Source organism: Rhodobacter sp. 24-YEA-8, assembly GCF_900105075.1.
GTDB lineage: Bacteria > Pseudomonadota > Alphaproteobacteria > Rhodobacterales > Rhodobacteraceae > Pseudogemmobacter.
Window position 1 is genome coordinate 143,415 of record NZ_FNSK01000005.1, and the last position, 19,290, is coordinate 162,704.

Consider the following 19,290-nt stretch of genomic DNA (forward strand, 5'->3'; position numbering starts at 1 on the left):
TAACCCTCGTTCTGATCCGCGCTTATCAAGGCCCCCGCTGTTGGCGGGGGTATTCGCCGTTGGCAGAACCGCTTCGCGGCGACTGCGGGCAATTTGCTCCTCACCAGCGCAAGTCTTGCGAATTTCAGTTGACAAGTCCCCGGGACTCTTTGCAAGGTCGTTATCTGTTATAACAAATTACAGGCATCGCGGATGCAACCCTCTCTCGTCCAGCGTCTTCTGACCCATACAATCCTCGGGTTTTGCAGCCTGGTGGTGCTTTTGCCGCTGCTTTGGGTGCTCAGGACCTCGTTTGCCGATAAGGTGGTGGCCTATCAGCTGCCCCCGGAAATCTTCTTCGTTCCGACGCTGGAGAACTATCGGACCATCCTTTCCGAGATGAACTTCGGAACGTTCTTCCTTAACAGCCTGGTGATTTCCCTGGCCTCGACCGTGCTGGCGGTGGTGATCGGGGCTTTGGCGGCATATGCGATCGACCGCTACCAGGCTGGCGGCAAGGCAATGCCGGTGATCATCCTTGCGACCCAGATGATGCCACCCATCGTGCTGGTGATCCCGTTCTTCCTGATCTTCAAAGATATCGGGCTGACCGATTCCCATCTTGGGCTGATCATCACCTATCTGGCCTTCAACCTGCCCTATGTGGTCTGGCTGCTGATGAGCTTTATGAAGCGCGTCCCGCGAGAGCTCGACGAGGCAGCGCTGATCGATGGATGCACACCATTCACCGCCTTTATCCGGATCATCGTGCCGGCCCTTCTGCCTGGTATCGGCGCCGCCACAATCCTCAGCTTCGTGCTCAGCTGGAATGAGTTTCTCTTTGCACTGATGCTTTCCGGCAATGACTCGAAAACCCTTCCGGTCGCTATTTCGAGCCTCGTAACGCAGCAAGGCACAGCAATCGGCGCGGTCAGTGCAGCGACGATCCTCGCCATGCTGCCCATGGCAGTCCTCTATTTCGCGATGCGCCGTTTCCTCGTCTCGGGGCTGAACTCAGGCGCGGTGAAGGGCTGAGCCCCAAAATAAAACAAGGGCAAAGCCCTGAAACAACCAACAAGGAGACAGAAATGACCCGTTTGACGAAAACCGGGCTCGGTATAACCGCCGCGCTTCTGCTGACCACCTCGGGCGCGCTGGCTGATGCGGCCGCCGTCTGCCAGGGCAAGACGCTGAACCTGCTGCTGGAGACTGTGCCCGACAGCACCGCACTTCTGGAAGTCGCGCCTGAATTCGAAGCTCTCTCCGGTGCAAAGCTCAATCTGGAAGCGGTGAACTACTCGCTGATGCATGAAAAGCTGGTGCCAAGCCTTACCGCTTCGTCCGGCTCCTATGATGTGCTGGTGGTCGACAGTTACTGGGCCGGGGAGTTTGTCACTGCGAACTGGATCCTGCCGCTCGATGACCGGATCGCGGCGGACGGGGTCGATACCTCGGCCTATTATCCGGCGCTGATGGAGGTGAATGGCCACGTTAAGGGCAGCACCTATATGTTGCCCTTCTGGCAATATGCGATGGGGATGCTTTACCGCAAGGACATCACTGACAGCGCAGAGTTCCAGGCAGCCTATAAAGAGAAGTTTGGCCGTGACTGGCGCCTGCCCGAGACCCTGCAGGAATATGCCGAACTGGCGAAATGGGCGGGCGAGTTTACCGGCAAGGCCGGTGTCGCAATGTCCGGTCAGCGCGCCGATCCGGTGGTGATGGAGGCGACCAATTACCTCTTCTCGCTTGGCGGCGATTTCTACAACCGTGAAACCTGGGAGCCGGCACTGAGCTCTCCTGAGGCCATCGAGGCGGTGACGATCTATGCCGACCTGATGAAGAATGCCGCCCAGCCGGGCGCACTCGGGGCCAATTTTGACGATGTGGCCAATGCGCTGAAACAGGATAAAGCCGTCATGGCAATCCAGTTTCTCTTCCTGATGCCGACGCTTCAGGATCCGAAGGAAAGCCAGGTTGTCGACAAGATGGCCTTTGCGCGGATGCCAGGCAAGGACAGCCTGCTTGGCGGCTGGGGCTGGGCAATTCCCTCCAACGCGACCAATCCCGACTGCTCGTGGGAATTCATCAAATGGGCGGAATCGAAAGATGTCGCGATGAAGCGCGCTATGGCGGGCGGACAGCCGACCCAGGCCTGGATCTATGACGATGCCGCCTATCTGGAGCGCTGGCCGGCGATGGGCGCGGTCGGTGACGCCCTTGCCCATGCCAAGGGCCTGCCTGTGATGTCGCGCGCAACCCAGCTTGTCGAGGTCTTTGCCGAGGTGATGGGCGATGTTCTGGCAAATAACACCGATCCGGCCACCGCCATCGCCAATGCGGAAGACAAGCTCGCGCGTCTGACCCGCGGCGATCCGCTGCTGAAATAAGCGGAACCTGTAACATGTCACGGCCCGCCTTTGCCGGGCCGTGATACCCGATCCCAGCGACGGATGCCCGAAGACATGACACGCGCCACCCCGAACAGTTCCCGCCGCGACGGCTTCTCTGTCGGCTTTTACAAACTGCTTTTCATGACGCCCACGATCCTCGTGCTGGCGCTGGTGGTGGCGGGGCCGCTGCTTTACTCGCTCTGGCTCAGCCTGCACGAATATATCATCACCTATGGAATGGGTGATCTGATCTGGTTCGAGAACTACACCCTGATGATGAGCGAGGAATTCGCCGGCGTCTCATGGGTGACGATGAAGCTCACCGTGATCGTCGTCGTGCTGGAGTTTCTGATCGCCTTCGGGCTTGCACTGCTTCTGAACCAGCCCTGGCTGAAGATGCGCAATTTCTATCTGGTCGTGCTGATGCTGCCGATCCTGATGACGCCCGTCGCGGTGGCGCTGATGTTCCGGCTGATGTTCAACCCCAATCTGGGCATCATCAACTGGGTACTGTCGCAAGTCGGCATTCCCGAACAGGGCTGGTTCGGAGATCCCGATCTTGCCCTTGCGACAGTGGTTTTCGTTGATATCTGGAACGAGACCTCCCTCATGCTGATCATGCTTTATGCCGGGCTTAAATCGCTGCCCCAGGACCCGGTGGAGGCGGCCCGGATTGATGGCGCCAGCTCCTGGCAGATCCTCTGGCATGTGACATTGCCCATGCTCAGGCCGGTGATCCTTGTGACGGTGCTGATCCGCCTGATCACCGCGCTGAAGAGCTATGACCTGATTTACATGCTGACCCAGGGCGGTCCGGGTAAAGTCACCGAAACGATCAGCTTCTATGCCTACAGGCTGGGCTTTCGCTTCCTTGATATCGGCCAGGCGGCGGCTGTGTCCTTCATTCTGCTGGCTGCGGTCGTGGCCCTGACCGTGCTTCTCCTGCGCATCATGAAAGAGAAATGAAGATGGATGCCGGTCAGACCCCGCGCTGGAAGCGCATGCTGGAATGGGACCAGCGCCCCCTGCGGCTTGACAGCTTCTCAGAAGAAAACCCGGAACATGGCTTTGCCGTCTTCCATTCTCCCTGGGATCCTGTGCCGGGTCTCGTACTGGGTGCGGCAGGCGAGATCCTTGAGATGGATGGCCGCAAGGCTGCGGATTTCGACATTCTCGACGCATTCATCGCCGCGCATCACCTCGATGTTGCCGTTGCGCCCGAGGCGATGGCACTCGACAGCACCGGGATCGCCCGGATGCTGGTCGATGTGAACGTGCCGCGCGAAGAGCTGGAGCGGCTGGCCCGCGGCATGACGCCTGCGAAACTGGCCGAGGTGGTCGGGCGGCTTTCGATGCTGGAGGCGACTTTCGCCTATTCCAAGATGCGCCAGCGCCACAGCCCCGGCAATCAGGCGCATGTGACCAATGCCAAGGATGACCCGCTGCAACTGGCGGCAGACAGCGCCATTGCTGTTGCGCTTGGCTTTGATGAGATCGAGACGACGATGCGGGTGGCGGGCAATGCATGGGCAAATGCGCTGGCCTGCACCGTAGGCGCAGCTTCGGGGCGTGGTTCGACCCTTTTTCAATGTTCCATCGAAGAGGCTGAGGAACTGAAGATCGGTCTTGCGGGCCTTGCCACCTACGCCGAGACGGTTTCGGTCTACGGCTCTGAGCGCAGCTTTGTTGACGGTGATGACACGCCCTGGTCCAAGACCTTCCTGACCGCAGCCTATGCCTCGCGCGGCATCAAGGCGCGCTGCACGTCGGGCGCCGGGTCCGAGCTGCTGATGGGCTTTCATGAGAAATGCTCGGTCCTTTATCTTGAGGCGCGCTGCCTGTGTCTGCAACGCGCCATGGGGGTGCAGGGCACCCAGAACGGTGGCGTCGATGGGGCGCCGCTGACCGCCTCCATGCCCGGTGGCGTGCGCGAACTGATGGCAGAAAATCTGCTGGCGGTCTGGCTGGGCCTCGAATGCGCCTCCGGGAATGACACCAAAACCTCGGAATCCGAGGTCAGGATCGGTGCGAAGATCACGCCCTATCTTCTGGCAGGATCCGACCTGATCACCTCGGGGTTCGGCTCGATCCGCGCCTATGATAATTCGTTCAATCCCTCCTTGTTCAATGCCGAAGAACTGGAGGACTATCTGACCCTGCAACGCGATTTCCAGGCCGATGGCGGGCTTGCGCCGGTTGCAGAGACAACGGCACTGGCCCTGCGCCGTCAGGCAGTCCTGGCTTTGGCAGATGTGCTGGACGAGCTGGGCCTTGCGAAGGCCGGGGCCGAGATGATCGAAAGCGTGATCCATGCCTCCGGTTCGAATGAAACAGAGACATTCTCGCCGTTGCGCACGCTGCAGATCAGCCAGGACATTGCAGCACGCGACCTGACCGCGATTGACGTGGTACGCGCTCTGGCGCTGCGCGGGCATCGTGAGATGGCAGAAAACCTGATGTCCATGCTGCGCCAGCGCGTCAGCGGTGACTATCTGCAGACCTCGGCCATCGTGCGCGACGGGCGCGTCGTATCGGCCGTCAACGACCCGAACCGCTATTCCGGCCCGGGCACCGGCTACCGCATGGACGAAGACCGCTGGAACCGCGTCAAAGCGGTGCGGGGAACGATCAACCGCAATCATATCCTCGCTGGCGAGGGCCGCCACCAGGCCCCCTCGGGCGCCGCGCAGTTCTACCCGATCGGCGAGGCCGCTCCGGGCCGTGATCCGCATGAGGTGGTGATTGGCATCTCTCCGGCCTTCGGGGAAAGGCTGCACCAGACCACCGCCGGCCACGCCGTGAGCGATGTGCTGGATGCCCTGACAAAGGGTATTCTCGAAGGCGGGGCCTTGCCGCGTGTCGTCCGCATCCGTCACACCGCCGATACCTCATTTCTCGGGCTGACGGCGGCACGACTGGCAGGTTCGGGGTTCGGCATCGGCATTCAGGCCAAGGGTACAGCGATCATTCACCAGAAAGACCGGCTGCCGCATATGAACCTGGAGCTTTTCTCCAATGCGCCTCTGGTCCGCCTTGATCAGTATCGCGCAATGGGTCGCAACGCGGGCCGCATGACCTGGGGTGAGTTGCCAGAGCCGATCATCGTGACCAATGACGGCCAGGCACTTGGAGCGCGGTTCCATCCGCGTGTCGCATTGCTCTACGCCATCGAGACCGAGATGACCGACCCCACAGCCGCCCCCGAAGAGATGTTTTTCGCCAGCGCGGAGCGCAACGCATGAGCCAGTCTCCACTTGATCTCTATCCGCTTTCGGAAAAGGCGCCGGAGCTGGTGCGTACCCCCGGCGGTCTGGGGCTTGATGACTTCACCGTTGATGCCGCCGTGGCGGGGCTGATCGGGCCGCAGGACCTTGCGATCACGCCCGAGGTGCTGCGGCTTCAGGCGGATATCGCCCGCGCGGCAAGGCGCGATAAACTGGCCGAGAACTTTGAGCGCGCGGCCGAGCTGACCGCTGTGCCACAGGAAATGCTGCTCGACACCTACGAGCTGCTGCGCCCTGGCAGGGCCGGCTCCGCAGCTGAGTTGCGCGCCCGCGCGCAGCTGATGCGCGACAGTTTCAATGCGCCCCTGATTGCGGCGCTGATCGAAGAGGCCGCCGAAATCGGCGAGAAACGCGGCCTTTTCACCAAAAGATTCTAGGAAGGACAGGGCTATGGCAGAGGTAGAAGTCGTCCGACTCGCCAAAAGTTTCGGGACCCATGACATCATCCGCGATCTCGATCTGAAGATCGAAGACGGGGAATTCGTCGTATTGGTCGGCCCCTCGGGCTGCGGCAAGACCACGCTTTTGCGCATGATCGCAGGGCTGGAGCCGACAACGGCAGGGGAAATCCGCATCGGGGCGCGGGATGTGACGCATCTGTCACCAAAGAACCGTGACATCGCGATGGTTTTCCAGTCTTACGCGCTTTACCCGCATATGACGGCGGCTGAAAATATGGGCTTCAGCCTGAAGCTTGCGAAAGTTCCGGCGGCAAAGATCACCGATCAGGTGGCGCGTGCGGCAAAGCTCCTGCATATCGACCACCTTCTGAACCGCAAGCCGCGTGAACTGTCGGGCGGTCAGCGTCAGCGGGTTGCCATGGGCCGCGCTATGGTGCGCGAACCGGCGGTCTATCTCTTCGATGAGCCGCTCTCCAATCTGGATGCGCAACTGCGCACCTCGATGCGGGCCGAGATCAAGCGGATGCATCTCGAAGAAAAACAGACGGTGATCTATGTCACCCATGACCAGATCGAGGCCATGACACTTGCCGACCGCATTGTCGCGATGCGGGCCGGCAAGATCGAACAGATCGGCAGCCCCGATACGCTTTACAATCGCCCGGCCAGCACATTCGTCGCGAAATTCATCGGGTCGCCGGCAATGAACCTGCTGCCCGCTGAACTGACCGGCGGTGAAATCCGCGTCGGGGCCGGGCCCTCCTTCGCCCTTCCCGCCGGTTTTGCCCATCTGCGCGGCGAGACGGGCCGCAAGGTTCTGCTTGGGATTCGTCCCGAAGCCTTCCACCTTGCGCCGCTTCAGGCGGACTGGCCGGCTTTCCAGGTCACGGCCTCGCTGATCGAACCCTGCGGTGCCGAGGTCTATGTGATCGGCGATCTCGCGGGCCAGGAGGTGACCCTGCGGCTGGCCCCCGGAACCGCCCCTGCCCGTGGCGAGAGCCGCAGCTTCTTTGCCGATACCGGCGCAATCCATCTGTTTGATGCCGCATCCGAGCGCAGCCTGCGGGAGCCCGCCAAGGGTGAGGGGGAAAAAGCATGACCACGCAAAGGCTTCTGGACGGCAAGACCGCCCTGGTGACCGCCGCCGGATCTGGGATTGGGGCGGCATCGGCAGAAATTCTTGCAGCAAACGGCGCCTTCGTCATGGTGACGGATCGCGACGCTTCTGCTGCGGCTGCGACGGCCGCACGGATCAGGGACGCCGGGGGCGAGGCGGGGTCTGCCGCGCTTGATGTGGCGGATGAAGCGTCAATCACCTCGGTTTTTGCAGCGCTGGTCGCTGATCGGGGCGCGTTGAACATCCTGCACAATCACGCCGGCATCCAGATCGCGGGCGCGATGGAGGATATCGGCGCGCAGGAGATGCGCAAAAGCTATGAGATCAATGTCGTTGCACAGTTTGCGGCCTGCAAGGCGGCGCTGCCGCATATGCGCGCGCAAGGCGGCGGCGTGATCCTGAACACGGCCTCGAATGCGGGGGTGTTCCTCGACAAGGGCATGCTTGCCTATATCACCACCAAATCCGCCGTCATTACGATGACAAAGCAGATCGCACTGGATTACGCCAAAGATGGCATCCGGGTGAATGCGCTTTGCCCGGGCTGGGTGGATACCCCCTTCAATGGCCCCTATGAGGCACAGCTTGGCGGACGGGCTGCGCTGGAGAAGGTGGTCGGCACCCTGGTGCCGATGGGCCGGTTCGGACGGGTGGAAGAAATCGCCGAAGCGATCCTTTTCCTGTGCTCGGACCGTTCTTCTTTCATCACCGGCCATGCCCTTGTGGCGGATGGCGGCGAATGCCTCGCCGGTGGCAGCAATTCCTCTGTGTAAGCCGCCCCGGGGGGCCGCTACCGAAGACAGGAACAAGGATAAAGACGTGCAGATCCCGTCCGACCTCAGCGCCAGCCTGGCGCATGGCGGCTTGCCGCCCTTCAGGATGACCACCGATCCCGCTCTGGCACCGGATGCCCGCGCGGCAGACGCCAATTTACTGCTTTCGCAGGACCCGCCCGGCATTTCCATCACCCAGGCCGAAGAGATCGCCTTGCGGACCTTCGGCATTGCCGGCCAGTTCCGCAGCCTGTCATCCGAGCGGGATTCCAATTTTCATGTCAGCCTGGCCTGTGGCACTCAGGCGCTGTTGAAGATCACCAATGCCAGCGAGGACCGCAGTGTCACCGCGATGCAGACGGCGGCGCTGATGCATCTGGCAGTGATTGATCCCGACCTGCCGGTGCAACGGATCTGTCAGACGCTGAACGGTGAGGCCTGGGACATTGTCACCGGCCCTTCTGGGCAGCAGCATATCGTGCGGCTGCTGACATGGCTTGACGGCACAATGCTGCATGCCGCAACGCCCGGCCCGGATCTGCACTACCGCATAGGCGCGCTGCTGGGGCGGTTGAGCAAAGGGATGCGCGGCTTTTTCCATCCCGCCGCGGGTCATGTCCTGCAATGGGACATTAAACAGGCGGCCAGCCTGCGCCCGATGCTGTCCGCGGTCAGCGATACCGCGTTGCGCGACCGGCTTGGCGCCCATCTCGATCGGTTTGAGGCTGAGATCGCCCCGCGCCTGCCGCATCTGCGGGCCTGGGTCGTGCACAATGATTTCAACCCCCACAATCTGGTTGTCGACGGAGTTGAGGCCAATATCCCGACCGGGATCATTGACTTCGGCGATATGGTTCATACGCCGCTGGCCTGTGATCTGGCGGTCGCCTGCTCCTATAATATCACCGAGGGTCCCGCGCCGCTTGCGCGGGTCGCGGATATGGTTGCGGGCTATGCCTCGGTTCTGATGCCAGAAGAGGAAGAGATCGCGCTGCTCCCCGATCTGATCCGGATGCGCCATGTCACCACGCTGGCCGTTACCTCCTGGCGCGCGGCCCGCTATCCCGAAAATGCGCCCTATATCCTGAGGAACGCGGCCGCCTCGCTGCGCGGACTTGATGCGATCGATCACATCGGCGCCGATGAAACCGCGCGGCTGCTGCGCGCCGCCCTGCCTGCAAAAACGACGGAGTGACCCGGATGAAACCCGATACCACCATGGTAAATGCTTTTGATCCGACGCGGACCGCTGGTCTTGCCCCTGAGGATCGTGCGCTGATCCAGCGGCGCGGCAAAGCGCTTGGGCCGGCTTACCGCCTGTTCTATGAAGAACCGCTCCACCTTGTGCGGGGCGAGGGGGTCTGGCTTTACGACGCCCAAGGCAATGCCTGGCTTGACGCCTATAATAATGTGGCCTCTGTCGGCCATTCCCATCCAAAAGTGGTTGAGGCGATCAGCCGCCAGCTTGCCACGCTCAACACCCATACCCGCTACCTGCATGAGGGCGTGGTCAGCTATGCCGAGAGGCTGCTTGCCACCATGCCCCCCGAGCTGGGCCATATGATGTTCACCTGCACCGGGTCAGAAGCCAATGACCTCGCACTGCGTATCGCGCGGTCTTACACCGGGCGCCAGGGGGTGATCGTGACCCGGCTGGCCTATCACGGGCTGACCGAGTCGGTATCGGAATTCTCTCCCTCGCTGGGTGGCTTCGTTAAAAGGGGCGCGAGGGTGCGCCTGATCGATGCGCCCAATGCTCTGTTTGTCCCGCCCGCCGAACAGGGGGCGAAACTGGCGGCGGATCTGGCGAAAGCCATCGCAGAAATGCGCGCTGACGGGATCGAGCCCGCGGCTTTCATCGTCGACACGATCTTCTCAAGTGACGGGCTCTACCCCGATCCGGCGGGCTTTCTGAAACCGGCCGCCGATCTGATCCGCGCCGAAGGCGGGCTCTTCATCGCCGATGAGGTGCAACCTGGCTTTGCCCGCACGGGGGATCGTTTCTGGGGCTTTCAGCGGCATGGCATCACGCCTGATATCGTAACGATGGGCAAGCCAATGGGCAATGGTTTCCCCGTTGCAGGCGCGGCTATCCGCCCGGAAGTCGTCGCGGAATTCGGCGAGAAAGCCAGGTATTTCAACACGTTCGGGGGAAATCCGGTGGCCAGTGCTGCCGGAATGGCGGTGCTTGATGTGATCGAAACCGAAGGGCTTCAGCAAAACGCGCGCGAGATCGGGGCCTTTCTGAAGCGGGGGCTTTCCGAGATTGTACGCGGACGCGACGATATCGGTGACGTGCGGGGCGCGGGGCTGTTTCTGGCGATGGAATGTGTCGAGAGCCAGAGCACGAACAAACCGAATGCCCGGCTAGCGGGCCATATCGTCAACCATCTGCGGCGCAATGGTGTGCTGATCAGCGCCACCGGACCCGGCGCGAACATTCTCAAGATCCGCCCGCCACTGGTGTTGCAAAAGCCCGAAGCGACTCGGTTTCTTGAGGCAATCAGTGCCGCGGTTGCCGCCGCCTGAGGCCTGGCTGGCAGCAGGCTCGCGCCGTGCAGGGGAAACTGATAGTTTCGGTCAAAGTGCCTGAAAGATAGCAAAATGGATTTTGCCCAACTGACCGCCGAACCCTTGCACGAGCAGGCCTATTCGGCTTTGCGAAATGCGCTTCTTATGGGGCGCTTCACCCCCGGACAATCCGTAACCATCCGTGGTCTGGGGGCGAGCCTCGGCATTTCGGCCACTCCGGTCCGGGAGGCCCTGCAGCGCCTGATCGCCGAAGGGGCGCTGGAACTTGCCGCCAACCGCACGGTGCAGGTGCCGGTCATGACGCGTGCCCGGTTTGCCGAGATCACCGCGATCCGCCTGCGCCTGGAACCTCTGGCCGGTGAGGCTGCGCTGTCCCATGCCAGTGCAGAGCTTTGTACAAAGCTGGAAGTGTTGAACGAACGCATGTTCGCTTCAATCGCCGAGGGCCGTTTTTCCGACTATCTGGCGGATAATCAGAGCTTCCATTTTCTGATCTACGAGAGCGCGAAGCAGCCATTCCTTCAGCAGATGATCGGGCTGTGCTGGTTGCGGACCGGCCCCTGGCTGAACCGTCTCGCGGATGAAGGGCGCTTCCATGTCATCGCTAATGAAGAACATGGCCAGATGATCTCGGCACTGCGCAGACAGGACCCCGACGCGATCGCCGCAGCGCTGGTGAAGGACATAGGGGACGCCGCCGAAGTGCTGGCAACCCATCTGATCTATGCCGAGGATACCGGTGCCCCGAAAGGCCGGCCCTGAGCCGGTCATCGCCTTAACAGATTGTCGGTTCGGCGGCCGGGCCTTTCGGCGCGTTGCGCGCCCGGGGCCGTGCCACAGGAGTTTAGGCGGCAGAGCCTGGCCTGCGGCCTAGCCCCGGAGTGGCGCTGGTCCGGGGTGCTTCCGTTTGTTCATCGCATTCACGGCCTCTGACCACGTGGCAGGGGCAGAGGCAGGTGGAATTTCTGGCATATCGGGTGAAACATTTTGTTTGATATGTTCGATAATGTTTAATGCCGCAAGATGCCTCCGGTTGCCACGATTTTGCCCATAAACTACTTTTCATCAGCAAAATCATTGATGTATGAAAATTTCCATACAGATGGCCATGAAGTTACCGGCAGAATTCAACGAGAATCTCTGATCGTCACAGATGTCGGCACAGAATTCTTTTTCGATTGTGTTCGAATCCTGTTGACGCTTGTCGAGGCCATCCATTAGCCTTTTCTCCAGACCCGCAAACAGGGTTGCAGGGGGATTATCATCGAGAGAGAGGCAGGGCAGGTTTGCCCGGGGCGCAATTTTCGCGGCATGTTTAGATTGCCATGCGGGCAGCTATGTCAAACTTCGCAAAATTGCTTCCGGGCACGAAACCGGTGACTGCCATGGTCCACCTGAAGCCTTTGCCGGGGGTCCGGCTTTATGATGAGGCGGCGGTGACAAAGGGGATCGTCAAAGGGGTCGCCTGCGATCCGGAGGCTTTGCAGGCAGCAGATGTCAATGCCGACGATCCGGAGAGTGCAATGACTTCATGAGGATCGTGAGAGCCAGCCTGGGCTGACGTTCAGGCAGACCATACCGGGGAGAGACGATGGACGTAAGACGCGATACGACAACCAGCTATCTGTACGGCCTCGCAGCGCTGGCGGTCGGGATTTTCGTCGCGTTGTCACTGGCCGCGCCGGGCTATCTTTCCTTCAACAATCTCTCCTCGATGGGGTTCCAGTTCCCGGAATTCGGGCTGCTGGCCCTGGCAATTCTGCCTGCAATGATTGCCGGAGGGATCGATCTTTCTGTCGTGGCCGTCGCCAATCTGAGCGCGGTGATCTGCGCGGTTCTGCTGCGTGAAGGCGGCGTTGCGGCGTCAGTCGCCATACCGGTAACGATCCTCACGGGGCTGTGCTGCGGTGCGGTCAACGGGCTCCTGATCTCATGGCTCAGGCTGCCCGCGATCCTTGCGACACTGGGCACCATGCAGCTGTTTGGCGGCATCGCTATCGTCATAACGGGCGGCCCGTCGCTGACGGGGCTGCCGGCTTGGTATGCCGCTTTGGGGACATGGTCGGTCTTCGGGATCCTGCCGCTGCCGCTGGTCATCTTCGCAGGCGTGGCCCTGGTGCTGGGACTTGTGCTGGCGCGGACGCGGCTTGGACTGCGTGGCAGACTTTACGGTGCCAATGCAACTGCCGCCCGCTTCGCCGGCATTTCCGAGACGACAACCCTTGTGCTGACCTATGCTATCTGCGGCGGTATCGCGGCTCTGGCCGGGCTGGTTGTGCTGGCGCGGGTCAGCTCGGCCAATCCCGATTACGGCAGCTCTTATCTGCTTCTTGTGATCCTGATCAATGTGCTGGCCGGGGTGGATCCCAATGGCGGCCGTGGCACCGTGATCGGAGTGGTGCTGGCGGTGCTGACATTGCAGCTGATCTCAAGCGGTCTGAACTTTATGGCCTTCAGCGCCTATTCGCGCGACCTCTTCTATGGCGGCCTGCTGGTGGCGGTGATGCTGGGGCGCTGGATGGCCGGCAATCTGGGCCTCGGCCCTCTTTTCATGCGGAAAAAACGGATATGATCGACTCTCTTCGCCAGTCACTCGAAGCGCTGATGCTGATCCCGGGCCTCGCCGGGCATGAGGACCGGGTCCGCCGCCATATCACCGGGCAGCTTGCGCATCTGCCATTGCAGGTCTCGGTCGATATGCTGGGCAATCTGATCTGTACGCTGCCGGGCGCCGACACCGCACCTTCGGTGATGCTGTTTACCCATATGGACAGCCTCGGTTTCGTGACCCGCAAGATTGAAGCGAACGGGCTGATCCGCATCGAGCGGCTTGGCGGCATTCCCGAGAAAGCGCTTCCGGCGCAGCTGGTCACGTTCTGCGTGGGTGAGGGGCGCGATGTGCATGGCATCATCGCCAATAAATCGCACCACGCGACCCCGGCAGATGAGAAATACAAGGTCACGCCCTATGCGGATCTTTTCATTGATATCGGCGCCGAAAGTGCGGGCGCTGTCGAAGCGCTCGGGATCCGGATCGGCACGCCGGTGGTTTATACGCCCCGGGTGGTGCATCTGAACGAGCACCGCGTTGCGGGCACCTGGATTGATGATCGTGCAGGCTGCGCGGTGGTGATGGCTGCGGCGGCGGCCCTGGCGGAACTGCCGGCTGCTCAGCGCCCGACGGTGCATTTCGTCTTTGCCGTGCTGGAAGAATTCAACCTGCGTGGCGCGATGGTGGCAGCCCAGGGGCTGCGGCCCGATGTGGCGATTCAGATTGACCTCGCGTTGAACTCGGACACGCCGGACATGACCAGCCGCGGAGAGGTCGTCCTGGGCGGTGGCCCGGCAATGGCACTGTATTCCTTTCACGGGCGGGGCACGCTGAACGGCACCATCCCCCATCCGGCGCTTCCGAAACTGATGGATGAGACTGCCGCCGCCGAAGGTATCCCCCTGCAGCGTACCGCCCATACCGGCGCTCTTACCGACAGCTCTTATGTGCAGCTGGTCGGCACCGGCGTCGCCTGCATTGATATGTGTTTTCCCTGTCGCTACACCCATACCTCGCTGGAATTGTGCGACTTGCGTGACCTTTCACAACTGACCCGGCTGGTCAGTGCGGCCATTGCGCGCATGGCAGGTGATTTCAGTCTCGACCGTGATCTGGTGACCTGATGCGCTATACGCTCGGCATTGATATCGGCACCTATGAGGCGAAAGGATGCCTTGTCGATGAGAGAGGGCGGGTGATGGCCGAGGCTGCGCGTCGCCATGACATGCAGGTCCCTGAGCCGGGCTACGCTGAACATGATGCCGAGGCCGACTGGTGGCAGGGCTTTGTCACGCTGACGCGGGAGTTGCTGGCAAAAAGTGCCGTTGATCCGAAAGAGATTGCCGCGGTCGGCATCTCGGGAATCGGCCCCTGCATGTTGCCGGTCGACGCGGCGGGCGTCGCGCTGATGAATGGTGTGCTTTACGGCGTCGACACCCGCGCCAGCCGGGAGATCGCAGAGCTGACGGCGGAAATCGGCGTCGAAACGCTGTTGCGGCGCACCGGCAATGGTCTGACCTCGCAATCGGTCGGGCCCAAGATGCTCTGGCTGAAACGCAACCGGCCCGAGATTTTCGCGCGCACGAAATACATCATGAATTCGACCACCTGGCTCGTGTTCCGGCTGACGGGGAGAGTGGTGATCGACCATTATTCTGCCTCCAGCTATCATCCCTATTATGACATCGAAAGCCAGTCCTGGACGCGTGATTACGATGATCTGATCGCGCCGGCCGCGCTTTTGCCCGCGCTGACCTGGGCCACCGATATCGCCGGACATATCTCTTCTGAGGCCGCGCAGCTGACGGGCCTTGCCAAAGGCACGCCGGTGATCGCAGGAACAATCGACGCCGCCGCCGAGGCGGTTTCTGTGGGCGTGCAGGATTCCGGTCAGATGATGCTCATGTATGGGTCGTCAATGTTCCTGATCCTCGTGACCGACGAGAGAATTGCGGACCCGCACCTCTGGTATGCGCCCTGGCTTTTCCCGGGCCAGCACGCGCTGATGTCGGGAACCGCCACTGCGGGCACGCTCACGCGCTGGTTTGTCAGCCAGTTCGCCCGCGATTTGCCCGAGACAGAGGTTTTTGCGGTGCTCAGCGCCGAGGCGGCAGCCTCACCCCCCGGCGCGCGGGGCCTGTTGATGCTGCCCTATTTCTCGGGCGAGCGCACGCCGATCCATGATGCGGCGGCGAAAGGGGTTATTTTCGGGCTCGACCTCTCCCATCAGCGCGGTGATCTCTATCGGGCCCTGCTGGAAGGGGTTGGCTATGGCATCGCCCAGATCCTCGATACCTATAACGCGGCAGGCGCGCGCATCACCGAGGTGATTGCGGTGGGGGGCGGCACCCGCAATTCGATCTGGGCGCAGGGGATCTCGGATATCACGGGACGGGAGCAGACGATCCGCGCCCGCTCGACCGGTGCAGCCTATGGCGATGCCTTTCTCGCTGCGGTCGGGGTCGGCATGGTCGCTCCCCGCGATATCACGCGCTGGAACCCGAGCGCGCGCATGCTGACACCTGATTCTGATCTGACACAGCTTTACCACGACGGTGCAGCGCGTTTCCAAAGACTTTACCACAGCACCCGGCCGCTGCTGGCCGGTGGCAAAAACTGAAAAATAAACAAAACAGAGGAGGACGATATGAGTTTTTCCATCCGCAAAGGCGCTCTGGCACTGGCGCTTGGCGCGACATGTCTCGCCGGCCCGGCGCTGGCCGAAACCAAAAGCTATGAGATCGTGACCGTGGTGAAGCTGGAAGGCATCGCCTGGTTCAACCGCATGGCCGAGGGCGTGGCCGGCTTCAAAGAAGCCTCTGGCCATAATGCCACCACGATTGGCCCGGTTTCGGCCGATGCCGCGTTGCAGGTTCAGATGATCGAGGATCTGATCGCGCGCGGCGTTGACGCAATCACCGTGGTGCCGAATTCGCCCGAGGCGCTGGAGCCGGTCCTGAAAAAGGCGCTCGATGCCGGGATCAAGGTGATCGGCCACGAGGCTTCCTCGCTGCAGAATGTCACCTGGGATATCGAGGCCTTCGACAATGGCGCTTACGGCGAGCATCTGATGAAGGCGCTGGCCGAAGGTATGGGCGAGGAAGGCGAATATGCCGTGTTCGTCGGCCATCTGACCGCAAAAACCCATAATGAATGGGTCGATGCCGCCATCGCCTATCAGGAGGCCCATTATCCGAAAATGACGCTGGTCGGCGGCAAGGTGGAATCGAACGAACAGCAGCAGACCGCTTATGCCAAAACCAAGGAATTGCTGCGCACCTATCCGAACCTCAAGGGCATCCAGGGGTCGGCCGGTGAGGATGTGGTTGGCGCCGCCCTCGCGGTTGAAGAAGCCGGGCTTGAAGGCAAGGTGACCATTGTCGGCACCTCGCTGGTATCTGTTTCCGGCCCCTATCTCGAGGCAGGCACCATCAGCATGATTTCATTCTGGGATCCGGCCAAGGCCGGCGAAGCGATGAACAAGCTGGCGGTCATGGCGATCGAGGGGCAGGAGGTCAAAACCGGCGATGACCTGGGGATCCCGGGCTATAATGACGTTAAGGTTGATGGCCATGTGATCTATGGCCAGGCATGGGAAGATGTGACCTCGGCGAATATGGGCGATTACAACTTCTGATCCGTTTCATGCCCTGCCCGGTTTGGTCCGGGCAGGGCACGCGCTGCGCTCTTCGGGATATTTCCATGCCCTCACCCGTTCCCCTGCTGGACCTGCGAAACCTTGCCAAGGCCTATGGGCCGATCCCGGTGCTGGAAGGGGTCGGCTTCACGCTCTGGCCGGGTGAAGTGCGTTGTCTTGCCGGCGAGAACGGGTCGGGCAAATCAACCCTGATCAAGATCCTCTCGGGGGTCATTGCCGCCGATGCGGGGGAGGTATTGTTCGATGGCAAGCGCGCACCAAAGGGCGCGCGCGCGGCGATTGCGATGGGTCTTTCGGTGATCTGGCAGGATTTCTCGCTGCTGCCCAATCTGACGGTCCATGAAAACATCTCTTTCCTGTCAGCGCTTTCGTCGGGGGCAAAGGTCTATTCGGCGCGTCGGAGCAGGGCTCTGGCGCTGGAGGTCCTGGAACGGATGGGCGTCAGCCTTGATCCCGACCGGGTGCTGGAAGAAATTCCCGTGGCCGAAAAACAGGTCGTCGCCATTGCCCGGGCGCTGGCAAACGAGGCGCGCATCATCGTGATGGACGAGCCGACCACCGCCCTGACCCGGGCCGAAGTGGCGCAGCTGTTCGGGATCGTGCGCCAGCTGAAGGCCGATGGCGTTGCCTTTCTTTTCGTGTCTCACAAGATCGAAGAGGTTTTCGCAGTCTGCGATACGGTCACGGTGCTGCGCGACGGCAAGGCGGTTGTCGCGGGGCCAATCACGGCATTCCGGCCAGCCGGCCTTGTCGAAGCGATGTCGGGGCGCCCCATCGACAGCCAGCGCCTGGCGCGGAGCCCGGTCGCTGCAGCGGCCCCGGTTCTGCGGTTGCGCGGTCTGACGCGCCGGGGCGATTATGAGGGGGTGGATCTTGATCTGCATCCTGGCGAGATCACCTCGATTGTCGGCCTGCTCGGCTCGGGGCGCACGCCGCTGGCCCTGTCCCTGTTTGGTTTGTTGCAGCCCGACAGTGGCACGATTGAGGACGCATCCGGGGTGATCCGCCTGCGCTCCGCGCAAGATGCCATGGCGCGCGGTATCGCCTATGTTCCCGAAGACCGGCTGACCGAGGCCCTGTTCGCCGACCAGCCGATCCGGGACAATTTCGGCGTGGCAACGATGGAACATGACCTGCGCGGCCCGTTCCTCAGCCTCAGATCCATGGCAGCCCGCACAAACAACGCGATCCGGCGACTCTCGGTCCGCGCGCCCGGGCCGGGACCGAGTATTTCGACCCTTTCGGGCGGCAATGCGCAGAAGGTGGTTCTGGCACGGTGGATGGAAACCGACCCGAAGCTGCTGATCCTGAACGGGCCAACTGTCGGCGTAGATGTCGGCTCGAAACGGGCCATCCATGAACTGGTGCTGGCGCTGTCGCGTCAGGACTGTGCGGTATTGGTGGTGACCGATGACATTTACGAGGCCATGGCGCTGTCCGATTGTATCAGGGTCATGACCGGGGGCCGCCTGACCGCCACTTTCGATGCTGAATCCGTCACTGAAGACGAAATCTATGCCGCCGTCACTGCCGATCATCCGCAAGGGGAGAGCGCCGCATGACCGCTGATCCGGCAGGAAAAACGATGGGAAATATGACAGTCATTCTGACCCAAACCCTGCGCTCGCCCCAGGGGGTGGTCATGGCAATGGCGCTGGCTCTGGCGCTGTTTCTGGGTGCCCTGAACCCGGCCTTTTTTTCCGCAGCCACGCTGATCGACATCACGCGCAACGGGCTGGTGACCGGAATTTTCGCCATCGGCGTGATGCTGGTGCTCTGCGCCGGGGGGATTGACGTCTCGTGCACGGCCATCGGCGCCTTTGCGATGTATGCAACCGCAAAACTCATCATGGCCATCGATCCCGGCCTGTCGATCTGGGCCTGGTTTGCGATGGGGGCACTGATCGGGGCGCTGCTCGGCCTGATAAACGGAATTCTGGTTGGTGGGTTCGGGCTGAACACGCTGATTGTGACGCTGGGCACTATGAGCCTGATCCGCGGTGCGCTTCTGACCTTCCTTGGCACCGTCTATGTCACCAATATGCCGCGCGAAGTGGTCAGCTTTGCACGATCGAATATTGTGCGGATCGAGAATGAGATGGGCCAGATGGTCTCGCTGCCAAAGGCCTTCTGGGCTCTCGCAGCTGTGTCGGTTCTGGTCGGGCTGATTCTGCGATTCACAATATTTGGCCGCAAGGTCTACGCGATCGGCGGTTCAGAGGAAGGCGCGCGGCGGCTTGGGATCAATGTGGCGGGGGTCAAGGTTGCTGTCTTCGTGATGGCAGGGGCGATTGCCGGGATTGCCGGGATAACCCATATGACGCTGGCCCGTATGGCGAACCCTTTCGATCTGGTCGGGCAGGAACTGAATGTCATCGCAGCTGTCGTGTTAGGTGGCGCGCGGATAACGGGCGGCTACGGCACGGTGGTCGGTACGATGCTGGGCGTTCTGGTCATCACCATGATCAATACCAGCCTTCTGATGGTGGGTGTGCCATCCTATTGGCAGAAAGTGGTGGTCGGCGCCCTGATCATCATCGGCACAGCACTGCCCATCGCGATGGAGCGCTGGCAGGCGCGCAGCATCCGCAGCCGGGCGTGA

17 protein-coding genes are annotated in these 19,290 nt (G+C 61.5%); all 17 read left to right on the forward strand.

All coding sequences use genetic code 11. The annotated features are described in order from the left end of the window. Positions 1 to 192 precede the first annotated feature (192 nt). The 17 genes from BLW25_RS22200 to BLW25_RS22280 all read left to right on the forward strand — a co-directional run bounded on the left by BLW25_RS22200 (position 193) and on the right by BLW25_RS22280 (position 19,290). The gene (locus BLW25_RS22200) at positions 193 to 1,014 is read left to right on the forward strand and encodes a carbohydrate ABC transporter permease (RefSeq protein WP_092904248.1); all 822 of its coding nucleotides are present in this window, start codon (positions 193 to 195) and stop codon (positions 1,012 to 1,014) included. A 53-nt stretch (positions 1,015 to 1,067) separates the two neighbouring features. Further along, on the forward strand, positions 1,068 to 2,369 hold the full coding sequence (locus tag BLW25_RS22205) for an extracellular solute-binding protein (RefSeq protein ID WP_092904250.1): 1,302 nt from the start codon (positions 1,068 to 1,070) through the stop codon (positions 2,367 to 2,369). Between the two features lie 75 nt (positions 2,370 to 2,444). Further along, complete coding sequence (locus BLW25_RS22210) at positions 2,445 to 3,338, forward strand: carbohydrate ABC transporter permease (RefSeq protein WP_171909715.1); 894 nt, start codon at positions 2,445 to 2,447, stop codon at positions 3,336 to 3,338. Then, on the forward strand, positions 3,335 to 5,614 hold the full coding sequence (locus BLW25_RS22215; RefSeq protein ID WP_092904254.1) for a propanediol/glycerol family dehydratase large subunit: 2,280 nt from the start codon (positions 3,335 to 3,337) through the stop codon (positions 5,612 to 5,614). Before BLW25_RS22210 ends, BLW25_RS22215 begins: the two co-directional genes overlap by 4 nt. After that, entirely contained in the window at positions 5,611 to 6,033 is a 423-nt protein-coding gene (locus BLW25_RS22220; protein ID WP_092904256.1) for a diol dehydratase small subunit, read from the forward strand. The genes BLW25_RS22215 and BLW25_RS22220 overlap by 4 nt, the downstream gene beginning before the upstream one ends. A 13-nt stretch (positions 6,034 to 6,046) precedes the next feature. Further along, on the forward strand, positions 6,047 to 7,156 hold the full coding sequence (locus tag BLW25_RS22225; RefSeq protein WP_092904258.1) for an ABC transporter ATP-binding protein: 1,110 nt from the start codon (positions 6,047 to 6,049) through the stop codon (positions 7,154 to 7,156). Beyond that, positions 7,153 to 7,947 (forward strand): SDR family NAD(P)-dependent oxidoreductase, encoded by a 795-nt coding sequence (locus BLW25_RS22230; RefSeq protein WP_092904260.1) that lies wholly within the window; start codon positions 7,153 to 7,155, stop codon positions 7,945 to 7,947. The genes BLW25_RS22225 and BLW25_RS22230 overlap by 4 nt, the downstream gene beginning before the upstream one ends. 46 nt (positions 7,948 to 7,993) lie before the next feature. Beyond that, positions 7,994 to 9,142, forward strand: a complete 1,149-nt coding sequence (locus BLW25_RS22235; RefSeq protein ID WP_253188622.1) for a phosphotransferase — start codon at positions 7,994 to 7,996, stop codon at positions 9,140 to 9,142. Between the two features lie 5 nt (positions 9,143 to 9,147). Further along, positions 9,148 to 10,476: an aspartate aminotransferase family protein gene (locus tag BLW25_RS22240; protein ID WP_216279487.1), complete on the forward strand. Its 1,329-nt coding sequence runs from the start codon at positions 9,148 to 9,150 to the stop codon at positions 10,474 to 10,476. 75 nt (positions 10,477 to 10,551) lie between these two features. Beyond that, positions 10,552 to 11,241 carry a GntR family transcriptional regulator gene (locus BLW25_RS22245; RefSeq protein ID WP_092904262.1) on the forward strand — a complete coding sequence of 230 codons (690 nt, stop codon included), beginning with the start codon at positions 10,552 to 10,554 and terminating at the stop codon, positions 11,239 to 11,241. Between the two features lie 623 nt (positions 11,242 to 11,864). After that, positions 11,865 to 12,014, forward strand: a complete 150-nt coding sequence (locus tag BLW25_RS24560; RefSeq protein ID WP_171909716.1) for a hypothetical protein — start codon at positions 11,865 to 11,867, stop codon at positions 12,012 to 12,014. Between the two features lie 56 nt (positions 12,015 to 12,070). Continuing rightward, positions 12,071 to 13,051: an ABC transporter permease gene (locus tag BLW25_RS22255; protein ID WP_092904266.1), complete on the forward strand. Its 981-nt coding sequence runs from the start codon at positions 12,071 to 12,073 to the stop codon at positions 13,049 to 13,051. Further along, complete coding sequence (locus tag BLW25_RS22260; RefSeq protein ID WP_092904268.1) at positions 13,048 to 14,154, forward strand: M20/M25/M40 family metallo-hydrolase; 1,107 nt, start codon at positions 13,048 to 13,050, stop codon at positions 14,152 to 14,154. Before BLW25_RS22255 ends, BLW25_RS22260 begins: the two co-directional genes overlap by 4 nt. Continuing rightward, a complete protein-coding gene (locus BLW25_RS22265; protein WP_092904270.1) occupies positions 14,154 to 15,650 on the forward strand; it encodes an FGGY-family carbohydrate kinase in 1,497 nt (498 codons plus the stop codon). Before BLW25_RS22260 ends, BLW25_RS22265 begins: the two co-directional genes overlap by 1 nt. A 27-nt stretch (positions 15,651 to 15,677) precedes the next feature. After that, positions 15,678 to 16,667 carry an autoinducer 2 ABC transporter substrate-binding protein gene (locus tag BLW25_RS22270; protein WP_092904272.1) on the forward strand — a complete coding sequence of 330 codons (990 nt, stop codon included), beginning with the start codon at positions 15,678 to 15,680 and terminating at the stop codon, positions 16,665 to 16,667. Positions 16,668 to 16,732: 65 nt separating this feature from the next. After that, the gene (locus tag BLW25_RS22275; RefSeq protein ID WP_092904274.1) at positions 16,733 to 18,250 is read left to right on the forward strand and encodes a sugar ABC transporter ATP-binding protein; all 1,518 of its coding nucleotides are present in this window, start codon (positions 16,733 to 16,735) and stop codon (positions 18,248 to 18,250) included. After that, positions 18,247 to 19,290: an ABC transporter permease gene (locus tag BLW25_RS22280; RefSeq protein WP_216279488.1), complete on the forward strand. Its 1,044-nt coding sequence runs from the start codon at positions 18,247 to 18,249 to the stop codon at positions 19,288 to 19,290. Before BLW25_RS22275 ends, BLW25_RS22280 begins: the two co-directional genes overlap by 4 nt.

Bases quoted from the DNA above. Each gene is read 5' to 3' on its own strand.
- BLW25_RS22200 (WP_092904248.1), top strand. From the start codon at position 193: ATGCAACCCTCTCTCGTCCAGCGTCTTCTGACCCATACAATCCTCGGG.
- BLW25_RS22205 (WP_092904250.1), top strand. From the start codon at position 1,068: ATGACCCGTTTGACGAAAACCGGGCTCGGTATAACCGCCGCGCTTCTG.
- BLW25_RS22210 (WP_171909715.1), top strand. From the start codon at position 2,445: ATGACACGCGCCACCCCGAACAGTTCCCGCCGCGACGGCTTCTCTGTC.
- BLW25_RS22215 (WP_092904254.1), top strand. From the start codon at position 3,335: ATGAAGATGGATGCCGGTCAGACCCCGCGCTGGAAGCGCATGCTGGAA.
- BLW25_RS22220 (WP_092904256.1), top strand. From the start codon at position 5,611: ATGAGCCAGTCTCCACTTGATCTCTATCCGCTTTCGGAAAAGGCGCCG.
- BLW25_RS22225 (WP_092904258.1), top strand. From the start codon at position 6,047: ATGGCAGAGGTAGAAGTCGTCCGACTCGCCAAAAGTTTCGGGACCCAT.
- BLW25_RS22230 (WP_092904260.1), top strand. From the start codon at position 7,153: ATGACCACGCAAAGGCTTCTGGACGGCAAGACCGCCCTGGTGACCGCC.
- BLW25_RS22240 (WP_216279487.1), top strand. From the start codon at position 9,148: ATGAAACCCGATACCACCATGGTAAATGCTTTTGATCCGACGCGGACC.
- BLW25_RS22245 (WP_092904262.1), top strand. From the start codon at position 10,552: ATGGATTTTGCCCAACTGACCGCCGAACCCTTGCACGAGCAGGCCTAT.
- BLW25_RS24560 (WP_171909716.1), top strand. From the start codon at position 11,865: ATGGTCCACCTGAAGCCTTTGCCGGGGGTCCGGCTTTATGATGAGGCG.
- BLW25_RS22255 (WP_092904266.1), top strand. From the start codon at position 12,071: ATGGACGTAAGACGCGATACGACAACCAGCTATCTGTACGGCCTCGCA.
- BLW25_RS22260 (WP_092904268.1), top strand. From the start codon at position 13,048: ATGATCGACTCTCTTCGCCAGTCACTCGAAGCGCTGATGCTGATCCCG.
- BLW25_RS22265 (WP_092904270.1), top strand. From the start codon at position 14,154: ATGCGCTATACGCTCGGCATTGATATCGGCACCTATGAGGCGAAAGGA.
- BLW25_RS22270 (WP_092904272.1), top strand. From the start codon at position 15,678: ATGAGTTTTTCCATCCGCAAAGGCGCTCTGGCACTGGCGCTTGGCGCG.
- BLW25_RS22275 (WP_092904274.1), top strand. From the start codon at position 16,733: ATGCCCTCACCCGTTCCCCTGCTGGACCTGCGAAACCTTGCCAAGGCC.
- BLW25_RS22280 (WP_216279488.1), top strand. From the start codon at position 18,247: ATGACCGCTGATCCGGCAGGAAAAACGATGGGAAATATGACAGTCATT.